Here is a 12,258-nt window from a genome sequence, read left to right on the forward strand (position 1 = left end):
TGACGTAGGTGACTTCGGCTTTGGGCTGGAGAACGGGAAAGATATGTCTGGTGGCCTGCCGGATTTGGAACGCAAGTTTGTGGCGTTTCAAGAGGTGAGTAAAGTGCAAGGCGGCACTGAGATCAGCGGCTATGCGAGCCTGTTTGGTGCGGTGGATCAGGGTGGCGATATGGTTGTGGCCGGCGCTTATGAAACGTCGCTAAAGACCGTGGCGCAGGCGGGGCGCAGCATCAAAATGCTGTGGCAACATGATCCATCACAACCAATCGGTATTTGGGATGAAGTGCGCGAGGACAGCAAGGGGTTGTTCGTTAAGGGGCGCATTCTGGACAGTGTCGCCAAAGGACGCGAGGCGGCGGCGCTGGTGGCTGCGGGTGCAATTGACGGGTTGTCGATCGGCTATCGCACGGTGAAGGCGACAAAGAACACCAAGGGCCAGCGGCTCTTGTCGGAACTGGAGCTTTGGGAGGTGTCACTGGTGACCTTTCCGATGCTGCCCAGTGCGCGGGTATCAGCGAAAGGCGAGGTGATCGCCGTCGGTGACATGCTGCGTGATATGGCGGCGTCCTTTGAGGGGGCGCGGCAGAGGTTGGCGCAGCGGGAGCCAGCGCCGGAAATCTAGCCAAGGCGCGTTGTGTTGGTGGGCATCGTGAGATGCATCCACATCCGACAGAAACACAAAGTGTCGCGGCAAACTCGGGAGTGACGGATGAGCAAGACGGAACTGGGGCGGGTGTCCCCGGCTGAGGAAGTGCGCGCGGCAGTGACGGGATTTGTCACTGACTTCAAGGGCTTTCAGGCTGAAATCGAGACAAAAATTCAACAAACAGAAGAACGGATGACCATGCTGGATCGAAAAATGACACTGCCTGCGCGTACCCCCCTTGCGGGAGCGACAGAGACCGGAGCGCCGCATCAGAAAGCGTTTAGTACTTATCTGCGCAATGGTGATGATGATGGGCTGCGCGGGCTTGAGCTGGAAGGGAAATCCCTGTCGACGGCGGTGAATTCCGATGGCGGTTATCTGGTTGATCCGCAGACCAGTGCAACGGTGCAATCCGTGCTGAATGCAACTGCGTCGATCCGGGCGATTTCGAGCGTCGTGCAGGTCGAGGCGACATCCTATGACGTGCTGGTGGATCACACGGATGTAGGGGCTGGATGGGCGACAGAGGCGGGACCACAGGCCGAGACAGACACGCCGCAGATTGACCGGATCACCATCGGCTTGCATGAATTGAGCGCCTTGCCCAAGGCATCGCAGCGGTTGCTGGATGACAGCGCGTTTGACATCGAGGGTTGGCTGGCCGGCCGGATTGCAGACAAGTTTGCCCGAGCTGAGGCGGGTGCCTTTGTGAACGGTGACGGGATCGACAAGCCCATGGGGTTTCTGACCCATCCGGCGGTGGACAATGACGTCTGGACCTGGGGCAACCTTGGCTATGTGCCTTCTGAGGTTGACGCGGAGGTGACGGCGGAAGCAATTGTTGATCTGGTATATGCGCTGGGGGCGCAGTACCGCGCCAACGGTGCGTTTGTGATGAACTCCAAGGTGGCGGGGTTGGTGCGCAAGCTGACCGATGCAGATGGGCGGTTCTTGTGGTCTGACGGTTTGGCGGCGGGGGAACCTGCGCAGCTGATGGGCTATCCGGTGCTGGTGGCCGAGGACATGCCGGATGCGGCCAGCAACAGTTTCTCGATTGCCTTTGGTGATTTCCGCGCTGGGTACACCGTGGCCGAACGCCCTGATCTGCGCATCCTGCGCGACCCGTTCAGCGCCAAACCGCATGTCCTGTTCTATGCCACCAAACGTGTGGGCGGTGATGTCAGCGATTTTGCGGCAATCAAGTTGATGAAACTCGGCGTGGCTTAAGGCGCACCGACAGCGAACCGGGGGCGTTTGACCCCGGTTCGGACGCGCGTCTGTGTTGCCTGCTTTGCCTAGCTGCTCCCCTCTGACCGAGCAGGGCAGGTGGTCGCGCGTCCGAGTTTAGCAGACCCGCAGGCCGGGGACCGAAAATTGGAGAATTCCATGATGTTGATCGAAGAGACAGCCATTCCTGACGCGGCCCTGCCGGTAGAGGTTTTTAAGGCGCATTTGCGTTTGGGCAGTGGGTTTGCGGTGGATGACGTGCAGGACGTGGTTCTGGGGTCGTTTCTGAGAGCCGCGCTTGCCGCTATTGAGGGGCGCACAGGTAAGGTATTGTTGGAGCGCAGTTTTTCGACATCGGTTTCCGCCTGGCGCGATAGTGGGGCACATGTCTTGCCGGTTGCGCCGGTGAATGCGGTGAGCGGGGTGGAACAGGTCGGGCGCGATGGTAGCCGGACCGATGTCGCTGCTGGCAGCTGGTGGCTTGAGCGGCACACGGATACGCCGAAACTGCGGGCCACCGGTGCAAGTTTGCCTGCTGTGCCATCTGGCGGTTCTGTGGTGATTTCCTTTGATGCGGGGTTTGCGACGGATTGGGATGGGGTGCCCAGCGATCTGCGTCAGGCGGTCCTGATGCTGGCCGCGCATTACTATGAATACCGCCACGACACCGGCCTGAGCAACGGGTGTATGCCCTTTGGTGTATCGAGCCTGGTGGAGCGGTATCGGCACCTCCGCATTGGTGCGGGGGCCGTGAAATGAGTGCGCCGCGATTGAACCAGGCGTTTGTGCTGGAAGCGCCCGAGCGGGCCAGTGATGGGGCTGGTGGCTTTATCGAGGGGTGGGTCGTGTTGGGCACGGTCTGGGGAGAGATCACGGCGCGTAGCGGTCGTGAGACGGCACAGATCGGCACAGCGGTCAGCCGCATGGGGTTCAAGATCGTTGTGCGCGGCGCCCCCTTTGGCACACCGGAACGCCCGAAACCACAGCAAAGGTTCCGACAGGGCGTGCGGATTTTTCCGATTGAGGCCGTGGCGGAACGTGACCCCGAGGGGCGCTACCTGACCTGCTTTGTCGAAGAGGAGGTCGTAGTATGAGCTTTGCGATGTCGGGCCCTTTGCAACGGGCGGTTTACGAGACCCTGAACGCAGATAGTGCGCTGGGGGGGATCGTGGGTAGTGCGATTTATGACGCTGTGCCAACGGGGACCTTGCCTGTGATCTATGTGCGTTTGGGCAGTGAAGAGGTCCGGGACGCATCGGATGGCAGTGGTGCGGGGGCGGTTCACCGGTTCACGGTATCGGTGATCACCTCAAGCCCCGGGTTTGCACAGGCCAAGGAGGCCGCCGCCGCGATCAGCGATGTTTTGCACGACGGTGATCTGGTGTTGAGCCGCGGGCGGCTGGTGAGCCTGCGGTTTGAGCGGGCGCGGGCGGCACGGGTGGAAGCGGCCGCAACGCGTCAGATTGATCTGCGCTTTGCCGCACGTGTGCAGGACGACTGAATTTTTGGATTTACAGGAGAAAAGCGATGGCTGTTCAGGCAGGTAAGGACCTTTTGGTCAAAGTGGATATGACAAGCGACGGTCAGTTTGAAACCATCGCGGGCCTGCGGGCGACACGGGTGAGTTTTAACGCCGAGGCGGTGGATGTGACGACGCTGGACAGTGAGGGCGGCTGGCGCGAGCTGTTGGCGGGGGCCGGTGTGCGGTCGGCGGCCATTAGCGGTTCGGGGGTGTTTCGTGACGAGGGGACAGATGAGCGCGCACGCCAGTTGTTTTTTGACGGGCTGACGCCGGATTTTCAGATCGTGATCCCGGCCTTTGGTGTGGTTGAAGGGTCGTTTCAGGTGACGGCGCTGGAATATGCGGGGCAATTGAATGGCGAGGCGACTTATGAGCTGAGCCTGCAATCCGCAGGTATTCTGATTTTCACCCCTGACGTGGTGGTCTGAGCATGGCCAACCGGTGGAGAGGGGATGTGGCCCTTGTTATTGACGGGAAACGGTGCATTGCGCGGCTGACCCTTGGGGCGCTGGCCGAGCTGGAAGAGGGGTTGGGCGAGGCTTCAATGGTTGGATTGGTGGAACGTTTTGAGACGAGCCGCTTCACCAGCCGCGATGTGGTAGCCTTGCTGGGCGCCGGGCTGCGTGGTGGCGGCAGCGAGATAACCGACGCGCAAGTGGCAAAGGCCAAAATTGAAGGCGGGCCGACGGCGGCGGCAAAGGTGGCGGCGGAACTGTTGGCGCGGTCATTTGTGATGCCCGAATGACGCAGGCCGGACAGGGGCTGGACTGGCCAGCGCTGATGCGTGTCGGGCTGCACGGGTTGGGGTTGGCACCGGACGTGTTCTGGGCGCTGACGCCAGTTGAATTGCAGCTGATGCTGGGCACTTCTGCACAGGAAAAGCCGATGTTGCGCGACGGGCTGGCGGCGCTGATGGCCGCCTATCCAGACAGGGAAAAGGGGCAGGATGATGGGTGATTTTGACGATTATGGTGGGCTTGAAGGCCATGCCGAAGATCTGAATGCAACACTGGCCACCACGGGTGCGCTGGTTTCGGGTTTTGACAGCGAACTACGCCGCATGAGCGGATCGCTCGCGGCGACTGGCAAGGATATTCAGACACTAGAGAAGGGGTTGAGCAAGGGATTGCGGCGTGCGTTTGATGGGGTGATTTTTGACGGCATGAAGATGTCGGACGCTTTGAAAACCGTAGCGCAGTCGTTGGCCAACACCACATACAATGCCGCGATGAAGCCGGTGACGGATCATTTTGGCGGGCTGATCTCTCAAGGGGTTGGGGCGTTAGTGCAGGGGATTTTACCTTTTGCTGACGGGGCGGCGTTCTCGCAGGGCAAGGTGATGCCTTTTGCCCAAGGTGGGGTGGTCAGCGGGGCCACGACCTTCCCGATGCGCGGCGGGACCGGGGTGATGGGGGAAGCGGGACCGGAGGCCATTATGCCGCTGGCGCGCGGGCCAGACGGCAAGCTGGGGGTGCGCAGCGGGGGCAGTACAGGGCCGCAAGTGGTGATGCATATCACGACCCCGGATGTGGCCGGCTTTCAACGGTCGCAAAGCCAGATCGCCGCCCAGATGAGCCGCACCTTGTCCAGTGGTAACCGGAATCGGTGACACCGGCGCAGAGGCTGAAACAGAACAGATGTCAGGAGCAGGTTGATGGCTTTTCATGAGGTACGATTTCCCCCCACGCTTAGCTTTGGGTCGCTGGGCGGGCCGCAGCGGCGCACGGATGTTGTGACGCTGGCGAACGGGTTTGAAGAGCGCAACACGCCTTGGGCCCATTCGCGGCGCACCTACGATGCGGGGCTTGGTATGCGTTCGATTGACGATTTGCAGGTGTTGATCGGATTTTTCGAGGCGCGCATGGGGCAAATGTATGGGTTTCGCTGGAAAGACTGGGCGGATTACAAGTCTGGGCGGGCAACCCTTGATCCGGTGTTTGATGACCAAAGTATCGGGTATGGTGACGGGGTCAGCCGGGAATTTCAGATCATGAAGACCTATTGGTCCGGTGCGCACTCTTATCGCCGTCCGATCAGGAAGCCGGTGGCGGGATCCGTGAAAGTGGGCGTTGAGCAAGACGCGTTGCAGGAGGGGCTGGACTATGAGGTGAATGCCAACACGGGCATTATCACTTTTGCCCATCCGCCTGATCCGAACATGGAGATCTATGCCGGATATGAATTCGATGTGCCGGTGCGATTTGACACGGACCGCATTCTTACCAGTGTCGAGAGCTTTCAGGCGGGGCAGGTGCCTTCTGTGCCTGTGATCGAGGTGCGGATCTGATGGCGGGGCTGGATCCGGCGCTGGAGGCGCATCTTGCAGGCGGGCTGACCACCATATGTAATGCCTGGAAAATCACGCGTAAGGATGGGGTCGTCTTTGCCTTTACGGACCATGATCTGCCGCTTCACTTTGAAGCCTGTGATTTTCGTGCGGATGCTGGGTTGTCGGCCAAGGCGATTGCCCAGACCACGGGGCTGTCGGTGGACAACACTGAGGCGATTGGGGCGTTAAGTGATGCCTCGATCCGCGAAGACGAGATCGAGCAGGGCCGTTTTGACAGTGCTGAGGTGGTGGCCTGGCTGGTGAACTGGGCTGATGTAGATCAACGATGGGTGCAATTCCGGGGCACGATTGGCGAGATGCGGCGCGTTGACGGGGCATTTCGTGCAGAGTTGCGCGGATTGACCGAAGCGCTGAACCGGACCGTGGGGCGGGTTTATCAAAAGCCTTGCACAGCGGTATTGGGAGATCAGCAGTGCCGCTTTGATCTGGGCTTGCCCGGGTACACGGTAACCTTGGCCGTGGATGTCGAGGAAGGCGGGCGGCGGTTCATCTGGGACAGCTTGCCGGGGTTCGACGAACAGTTCTTTATTCGCGGGCGTCTGGATGTGGTGGACGGGCCAGGGCAGGGGTTGTTTGGGCTGATCAAACATGACCGGGTGAAGGGCGGCAAGCGCACCATCGAGTTATGGGAACCGATCAAGGGGGATGTCAGCCGCGGTACGCAGGTCAAGTTGATCGCCGGTTGCAACAAGCAGTTCGAGACCTGTCGGTTGAAGTTTAATAACGTGGCGAATTTTCAGGGGTTTCCGGACCTTCCGGGAGAGGATTGGGTGATTGCGGTACCCAAATCCAGCGGTACCAACTCGGGCGGGTCGCTGCGATGAGCCGGGCGGAGATTGTCGCCGCGGCGCGTTGTTGGATCGGCACACCCTATGTGCATCAAAGTTCAAGGTTGGGGGCGGGATGTGATTGTTTGGGGTTGCTGCGTGGCATTTGGCGCGACCTGTGTGGGCAGGAGCCAGAGCTGGTCCCCGCCTATTCGAAGGATTGGTCCGAACCGCAGGGCGAAGAGCGACTGTGGGCGGCGGCGCTACGTCATCTGCATCCCAAGGAACCTAGGGACGCGGAGGAGGGAGATGTCCTTCTGTTTCGTATGCGGGATCAGGGCGTGGCCAAACATCTGGGGGTGCAGGGGCGCATTGGTGCGCGGGCCAGTTTTATCCATGCCTACACGGGACATGGCGTTGTGGAGAGCCCGCTAAGTACGCCCTGGCAGCGGCGCATTGTGGCAAGGTTCGAATTTCCAAGGGAGAGCAACTGATGGCAACGGTCCTTTTTTCGGTCGCAGGTGCGGCCATTGGTGGTTCTGTCGGGGGCACCCTTGCAGGCCTGTCGTCTGTCGCTATCGGACGGGCAGTCGGCGCAACATTGGGGCGGGTCATTGATCAGCGTCTGTTGGGGCAGGGTGGTCAGGCGATTGAAACCGGCAAAGTTGACCGCTTTCGGATCACCAGCGCGGGTGAGGGTGACCCGATCGCGCAGGTGTATGGGCGGATGCGTCTGGGCGGGCATGTGATTTGGGCCTCTGATTTTCAGGAAACCACCCAGACCACGGGGGGCGGTAAGGGGAGCCGGTCGCAACCCACGACAACCGAGTACAGCTATTCTGTTAGCTTGGCGATTGCGCTTTGTGAGGGGGAGGTTACCCGTATTGGCCGGGTTTGGGCCGACGGTGAGGAAGTGGCGCGTGGCGGATTGAATATGCGTGTCTACACCGGATCCTCCGATCAATTGCCTGACCCGGTGATGGAAGCGGTTGAAGGGGCGGGCAGGGTGCCGGCCTATCGGGGGACGGCCTATGTTGTTCTTGAAGACCTTGATCTGGCTCCGTTTGGTAACCGTATTCCGCAGTTCTCGTTTGAAGTTTTACGCCCCGAACAGCCAGAGGCGCCGGACCGGGCCTATACCCCGGCATTCGGCATCGAGGGGGTCGCCCTTATCCCGGGGACAGGGGAATATGCGCTGGCAACAACGGCGGTCAATATTGCGGCAGAGACCGGCGTTTTCAAAAGTGCAAACGTATCAACGCCGGCAGGAAAGCCGGATTTTGCGGTTGCGACAGAAGCAATGAACGAAGAATTGCCCAACCTCAAGGCGGCCTCCTTGGTGGTGTCATGGTTCGGGGATGACCTGCGTTGCGGCGAATGCACCATACGTCCCAAGGTCGAAAACACCTTTCAGGAAGGCGAGAACATGCCTTGGGTGTCCTCGGGGCTGACGCGCGGGAATGCGCAGGTGATTGTGCAGGACGAGGCGGGGCGGCCAATTTATGGCGGTACACCTACGGATACCTCTGTGATCGAAGCGATTCAGTCATTGAACGAGGCGGGGAATGCGGTGATGTTTTATCCGTTTATCCTGATGGATCAGTTTACCGAGAACGGACTGCCGGATCCCTATAGTGATGCGCCGCACCAGCCGCGCCTGCCATGGCGGGGCAGGATCACATTGTCCAAAGCGCCGGGCCAGCCAGACAGTCCAGACGGTACAACATTGGCGGCCGAACAGGTTGCCGCGTTTTTTGGCACTGCGACTGCGGCAAGTTTTGCTCTTGAGGACGGTCAGGTTGTTTTTCTGGATGGGCAAGGCAGCGCCGGAGCGGATGGTGGGGAGGATAGCGAAGCCGGTGAGGGTGAAGACACGGGAGAAGTGGTCTATCAGGACAATCCAGCGGATTGGTCGTTTTCCCGCTTTATCTTGCATAATGCGATGCTCTGTGCCGCTGCTGGCGGGATCGAGGCGTTTTGCATTGGTTCAGAGATGCGCGGGCTGACCCAAATCCGTGGCGCGGGCGGGGTTTTTATCGCCGTTCAACACCTTGTCGCATTGGCCGCAGAGGTGCGCAGTATTCTGGGACCGGACACCAAGATCAGCTATGCGGCGGATTGGTCAGAGTATTTCGGGCATCAGCCACAAGACGGCACCGGGGACCGTTACTTTCATCTGGACCCCCTATGGGCCGATCCGAACATCGACTTCATAGGTATTGATAACTACATGCCGCTTGCCGATTGGCGCGACAAGCCCGGACATCTGGACGCAGAAGCGTGGAATTCAATGTATGATCTCGACTACCTCAAAAGCAATATTGAAGGTGGGGAGGGGTATGATTGGTATTACCATTCCGCCGAGGCCCGTGACGCGCAAATCCGGACGGAGATTTCAGACGGCGCGCATCTGGAGCCATGGGTGTATCGCTACAAGGATATTCGGGGCTGGTGGGAGAACTTTCATCACGAACGTATCAACGGGGTGCGTCAGGCGTCTGCCACGGCTTGGGAGCCGATGTCCAAGCCGATCTGGTTTACCGAATATGGATGTGCTGCCATCAACAAAGGGGCCAACCAGCCCAATAAATTTCTGGATCGCAAGAGTTCCGAAAGCAAACTGCCGTATTATTCCAGCGGTGCGCGGGACGAGCTGATGCAGATGCAGTATCTGCGGGCGGTGATCTCTTATTGGGATGATCCTGCGCATAACCCGCTGTCCACTGAATACGAAGGGCGGATGCTGGACATGCGCCGCGCTTATGTTTGGGCCTTTGACACGCGTCCCTATCCGTTTTTTCCCAATAACATCGAGAAATGGAGTGATGGCGACAATTACACCCGTGGGCATTGGATCAACGGGCGCACGGCGGGGCGGTCGCTTGCTTCGGTGGTCAGTGAGATTTGCAGACGCGCTGGGCTGGAAGCGTTCAGTACAGACGGGCTTTATGGGTATGTGCGCGGCTATGCTGTGGAGCAGGTGACAGAGGCGCGTTCAGCGCTGCAACCTTTGATGATCCGCTACGGGTTTGACGCGATTGAGCGCGGCGGGGTGTTGCAGTTTCGGATGCGGGACGGTCTGGAGCCGGTGACGCTTGATCCGGCCCTTCTGGCAGTTAGTGACGAACTGGAGGGCACAACCGAGCAGGTACGCGAGGCCGAAGCCGAGGTTTCCGGGCGGATGCGGTTACGGTTCGTGCAGGCGGATGCGGATTTCGAGGTGATCGCAGAGGAAGCGGTTCTTGCGGATGAGGCGACACATGCGGTGGCCGGGTCAGAGGTGAACATGGCCCTGACGCGTGGCGAGGGGCGACAGGTGGCCGAGCGCTGGCTGACCGAGGCGCGGGTCTCGCGGGATACGGTGCGCCTTGCCCTGCCGCCGTCGCAGCTTGGGCTGGGCGCGGGCGATGTGATCGAGGTGCCGGGCGACAAGGAAGAACGCGCTGCCCTGTACCGCATTGATCGTGTTGAGAAATCCGATCTTCAGTTGATTGAAGCTGTGCGCATTGAGCCGCAGGTTTATGATGTCGCTGACATTTTCGACAATCTGGTGAAGGCGCGCCAGTTTGTGGCCCCCACACCGGTGGTTTCGCATTTTTTGGACCTTCCGTTGTTGCGCGGTGACGAGGTGGCACATGCCCCGCATATCGCAGCAACGGCGCAGCCTTGGCCCGGGCCTGTTGCGCTGTATCAATCCAGCATGGATGCAAATTATCAGATCAACAAAATCATTGGCTCCCGCGCGACAATGGGGGTGACGCGGAGTGCCATGCCTTTCGCCCGTGCCGGTGTGTTGGATCGTGGTGAGGTGCTGGAAGTGGCGTTGATCAACGGTACATTGTCGTCGGTGAGCGAAGACGCGCTGTTGTCGGGAGCAAATATGGCGGCCATCGGGGACGGGAGTTCGGATCAATGGGAAATTTTCCAGTTCGCGCAAGCGGAACTGGTCGGCCCGCAGACCTATTGGTTGAAAACCCGGTTGAGGGGGCAGGCGGGATCAGATGGTTTGATGCCGGGTGTTTGGCCCGCGGGGTCAAAGTTTGTCTTGCTGGACGGGGTACCGGAGCAGATCGAATTAAGCCCGAACCTGCGCCGTGTGGCACAGAATTTCCGGATCGGACCGGCGAAACGCAGCAACGATGATCCGTCTTACGGCCATCTGGTAGAGGCCTTTGACGGAAACGGGCTACGCCCCTACAGCCCATGTCATCTGCGCGGTAGCAAATTGGCAAACGGTGATGTCGCGTTGAGCTGGATCAGACGGACGCGGATTGATGGGGACGGGTGGGACGGCCCCGAGGTCCCCCTTGGTGAAGAAAACGAAAGTTATGTTGTGCGCATTGGGCAGGGCGCAACGGTGGTTCGTGAAACGCTGGTGGCGGCGGCGCAGTGGGAATACACGACCGGCATGCAGGTCGAAGACGGCATAGCCGGCCCGTTTGATGTTGCCGTGGCGCAGGTGTCGGCCTCCTATGGGGCTGGGTTGTTTGGCCAGCTTAGGATCGGTTGATGCGCACGGTGCGTTACAGTGACGTTTCGGCGGCGGCCCGTGTCATGTTGGCCACGCCGCCGGCCTTTCGGGCGCTGGTATGTCATCGCATGATCCGCGAAGCAGAATTTGCCGATCGCTATGTCAGGCGGCTGGGCAGGTTGCATCCTGCATGGGGGAACGGCACATTGTTAGCGGCCGCGCGGCGGCGACGGCTGGCTCAGGAACCAAGTTTTTCTGATTGTGAGTATTGCGTCTGTTTCCAGCACGTTCTCAACGCACTGCATCCTATTGGGCCAAGAATTGAATGTAAGGCCCGCTGACATATCAACACTACAAATGCCCGCCATCACAGGTTTGCGTTTTGAAACCCTGAGCCGAATGGGCTAAGGAGGACAGAGCAAAAGGATGTGATCATGGCAGAACCCGAAAGAAAAGTCACCGCGCTGGATCCGGTATGGGATCAGATTTCGCGTGAGGCGCAGCAGGCGGTTCAGGACGAACCGCTGATTGGTGGGTTTGTACATGCCTGTATCCTGCATCACAAATCCATCGAAAAGGCATTGTCCTACCGGATTGCGGCGAAGCTGGCGTCGAACGAGATGTCGATGGTTGTCGTGCGCGAGATGGTCGAGGAAGCCTATGCTGAAGATCCTGAACTGGTCGAATCTGCCCGTTCTGATTTGATGGCAATTTATGAGCGTGATCCGGCGTGCCACCGCTTGGCCCAGCCGATCCTGTATTTCAAAGGATATCAGGCGGTTCAGGCCTATCGTGTCGGACATCACCTTTGGGCGAAGGGGCGTGTCGACCTTGCCTATTTCGTGCAAATGCGGGTGAGCGAGATTTTTGGTGTTGATATTCATCCCGGCGCGCGCATTGGGAAGGGGATCATGATTGATCATGCGCATTCTATCGTGATCGGGGAAACCGCTGTTGTCGGGGACAATGTGTCGATGCTGCATTCGGTCACGCTTGGCGGTACCGGCAAGGAAGAAGAGGACCGCCACCCCAAGATCGGCGATGGCGTGTTGATCGGAGCCGGTGCAAAGGTGTTGGGCAATATCAAGGTTGGCCATTGCAGTCGCATCGCCGCGGGATCGGTGGTCTTGGATGAGGTGCCGCCCTGCAAGACAGTGGCCGGTATTCCAGCGCGGATTGTTGGCGAGGCAGGTTGTGATCAGCCGTCAATTTCCATGGACCATATGTTTGGCCCGAAAGACGCCTAAAATGTCCGCCCTTTAACCTGAACATTTC

14 protein-coding genes are annotated in these 12,258 nt (G+C 59.5%); all 14 read left to right on the forward strand.

From position 1 onward, the window contains the following. The first annotated feature begins 43 nt into the window (after nucleotides 1–43). The 14 genes from HKX44_RS03130 (at nucleotide 44) to cysE (ending at nucleotide 12,230) form a co-directional block, all read left to right on the forward strand. The gene (locus HKX44_RS03130) at nucleotides 44–622 is read left to right on the forward strand and encodes an HK97 family phage prohead protease (protein WP_276150792.1); all 579 of its coding nucleotides are present in this window, start codon (nucleotides 44–46) and stop codon (nucleotides 620–622) included. A gap of 87 nt (nucleotides 623–709) precedes the next feature. Then, on the forward strand, nucleotides 710–1,873 hold the full coding sequence (locus HKX44_RS03135; protein ID WP_276149840.1) for a phage major capsid protein: 1,164 nt from the start codon (nucleotides 710–712) through the stop codon (nucleotides 1,871–1,873). A gap of 159 nt (nucleotides 1,874–2,032) precedes the next feature. Then, nucleotides 2,033–2,632: a head-tail connector protein gene (locus HKX44_RS03140; protein ID WP_276149841.1), complete on the forward strand. Its 600-nt coding sequence runs from the start codon at nucleotides 2,033–2,035 to the stop codon at nucleotides 2,630–2,632. Further along, a complete protein-coding gene (locus HKX44_RS03145) occupies nucleotides 2,629–2,967 on the forward strand; it encodes a phage head closure protein (protein ID WP_276149842.1) in 339 nt (112 codons plus the stop codon). The genes HKX44_RS03140 and HKX44_RS03145 overlap by 4 nt, the downstream gene beginning before the upstream one ends. Then, complete coding sequence (locus tag HKX44_RS03150; RefSeq protein ID WP_276149843.1) at nucleotides 2,964–3,374, forward strand: DUF3168 domain-containing protein; 411 nt, start codon at nucleotides 2,964–2,966, stop codon at nucleotides 3,372–3,374. The genes HKX44_RS03145 and HKX44_RS03150 overlap by 4 nt, the downstream gene beginning before the upstream one ends. A 26-nt stretch (nucleotides 3,375–3,400) precedes the next feature. Next, nucleotides 3,401–3,823 carry a phage major tail protein, TP901-1 family gene (locus tag HKX44_RS03155; RefSeq protein WP_276149844.1) on the forward strand — a complete coding sequence of 141 codons (423 nt, stop codon included), beginning with the start codon at nucleotides 3,401–3,403 and terminating at the stop codon, nucleotides 3,821–3,823. Between the two features lie 2 nt (nucleotides 3,824–3,825). Next, entirely contained in the window at nucleotides 3,826–4,140 is a 315-nt protein-coding gene (locus tag HKX44_RS03160; RefSeq protein WP_276149845.1) for a gene transfer agent family protein, read from the forward strand. Beyond that, nucleotides 4,137–4,352: a rcc01693 family protein gene (locus tag HKX44_RS03165; RefSeq protein WP_276149846.1), complete on the forward strand. Its 216-nt coding sequence runs from the start codon at nucleotides 4,137–4,139 to the stop codon at nucleotides 4,350–4,352. The genes HKX44_RS03160 and HKX44_RS03165 overlap by 4 nt, the downstream gene beginning before the upstream one ends. Continuing rightward, nucleotides 4,345–5,004, forward strand: coding sequence for a phage tail tape measure protein (locus tag HKX44_RS03170; protein WP_276149847.1), 660 nt, complete (start codon nucleotides 4,345–4,347; stop codon nucleotides 5,002–5,004). Before HKX44_RS03165 ends, HKX44_RS03170 begins: the two co-directional genes overlap by 8 nt. Nucleotides 5,005–5,049: 45 nt before the next feature. Further along, on the forward strand, nucleotides 5,050–5,682 hold the full coding sequence (locus tag HKX44_RS03175; protein WP_276149848.1) for a DUF2460 domain-containing protein: 633 nt from the start codon (nucleotides 5,050–5,052) through the stop codon (nucleotides 5,680–5,682). Next, entirely contained in the window at nucleotides 5,682–6,569 is an 888-nt protein-coding gene (locus tag HKX44_RS03180; RefSeq protein ID WP_276149849.1) for a DUF2163 domain-containing protein, read from the forward strand. The genes HKX44_RS03175 and HKX44_RS03180 overlap by 1 nt, the downstream gene beginning before the upstream one ends. Further along, the gene (locus HKX44_RS03185) at nucleotides 6,566–7,006 is read left to right on the forward strand and encodes an NlpC/P60 family protein (protein ID WP_276149850.1); all 441 of its coding nucleotides are present in this window, start codon (nucleotides 6,566–6,568) and stop codon (nucleotides 7,004–7,006) included. Before HKX44_RS03180 ends, HKX44_RS03185 begins: the two co-directional genes overlap by 4 nt. Beyond that, a complete protein-coding gene (locus HKX44_RS03190) occupies nucleotides 7,006–11,022 on the forward strand; it encodes a glycoside hydrolase/phage tail family protein (RefSeq protein WP_276149851.1) in 4,017 nt (1,338 codons plus the stop codon). Before HKX44_RS03185 ends, HKX44_RS03190 begins: the two co-directional genes overlap by 1 nt. A 395-nt stretch (nucleotides 11,023–11,417) precedes the next feature. Beyond that, nucleotides 11,418–12,230, forward strand: coding sequence for a serine O-acetyltransferase (gene cysE, locus HKX44_RS03195; RefSeq protein WP_276149852.1), 813 nt, complete (start codon nucleotides 11,418–11,420; stop codon nucleotides 12,228–12,230). Nucleotides 12,231–12,258 lie beyond the last annotated feature (28 nt).

Origin of the sequence: Sulfitobacter sp. M05, from assembly GCF_029285175.1 — a bacterium.
Lineage (GTDB): Bacteria > Pseudomonadota > Alphaproteobacteria > Rhodobacterales > Rhodobacteraceae > Sulfitobacter.

What these genes read in the sequence shown, in the direction of transcription:
- HKX44_RS03130 (WP_276150792.1), top strand. Translation starts at nt 44, where the DNA reads ATGTCTGGTGGCCTGCCGGATTTGGAACGCAAGTTTGTGGCGTTTCAA.
- HKX44_RS03135 (WP_276149840.1), top strand. Translation starts at nt 710, where the DNA reads ATGAGCAAGACGGAACTGGGGCGGGTGTCCCCGGCTGAGGAAGTGCGC.
- HKX44_RS03140 (WP_276149841.1), top strand. Translation starts at nt 2,033, where the DNA reads ATGATGTTGATCGAAGAGACAGCCATTCCTGACGCGGCCCTGCCGGTA.
- HKX44_RS03145 (WP_276149842.1), top strand. Translation starts at nt 2,629, where the DNA reads ATGAGTGCGCCGCGATTGAACCAGGCGTTTGTGCTGGAAGCGCCCGAG.
- HKX44_RS03150 (WP_276149843.1), top strand. Translation starts at nt 2,964, where the DNA reads ATGAGCTTTGCGATGTCGGGCCCTTTGCAACGGGCGGTTTACGAGACC.
- HKX44_RS03155 (WP_276149844.1), top strand. Translation starts at nt 3,401, where the DNA reads ATGGCTGTTCAGGCAGGTAAGGACCTTTTGGTCAAAGTGGATATGACA.
- HKX44_RS03160 (WP_276149845.1), top strand. Translation starts at nt 3,826, where the DNA reads ATGGCCAACCGGTGGAGAGGGGATGTGGCCCTTGTTATTGACGGGAAA.
- HKX44_RS03165 (WP_276149846.1), top strand. Translation starts at nt 4,137, where the DNA reads ATGACGCAGGCCGGACAGGGGCTGGACTGGCCAGCGCTGATGCGTGTC.
- HKX44_RS03170 (WP_276149847.1), top strand. Translation starts at nt 4,345, where the DNA reads ATGGGTGATTTTGACGATTATGGTGGGCTTGAAGGCCATGCCGAAGAT.
- HKX44_RS03175 (WP_276149848.1), top strand. Translation starts at nt 5,050, where the DNA reads ATGGCTTTTCATGAGGTACGATTTCCCCCCACGCTTAGCTTTGGGTCG.
- HKX44_RS03180 (WP_276149849.1), top strand. Translation starts at nt 5,682, where the DNA reads ATGGCGGGGCTGGATCCGGCGCTGGAGGCGCATCTTGCAGGCGGGCTG.
- HKX44_RS03185 (WP_276149850.1), top strand. Translation starts at nt 6,566, where the DNA reads ATGAGCCGGGCGGAGATTGTCGCCGCGGCGCGTTGTTGGATCGGCACA.
- HKX44_RS03190 (WP_276149851.1), top strand. Translation starts at nt 7,006, where the DNA reads ATGGCAACGGTCCTTTTTTCGGTCGCAGGTGCGGCCATTGGTGGTTCT.
- cysE (WP_276149852.1), top strand. Translation starts at nt 11,418, where the DNA reads ATGGCAGAACCCGAAAGAAAAGTCACCGCGCTGGATCCGGTATGGGAT.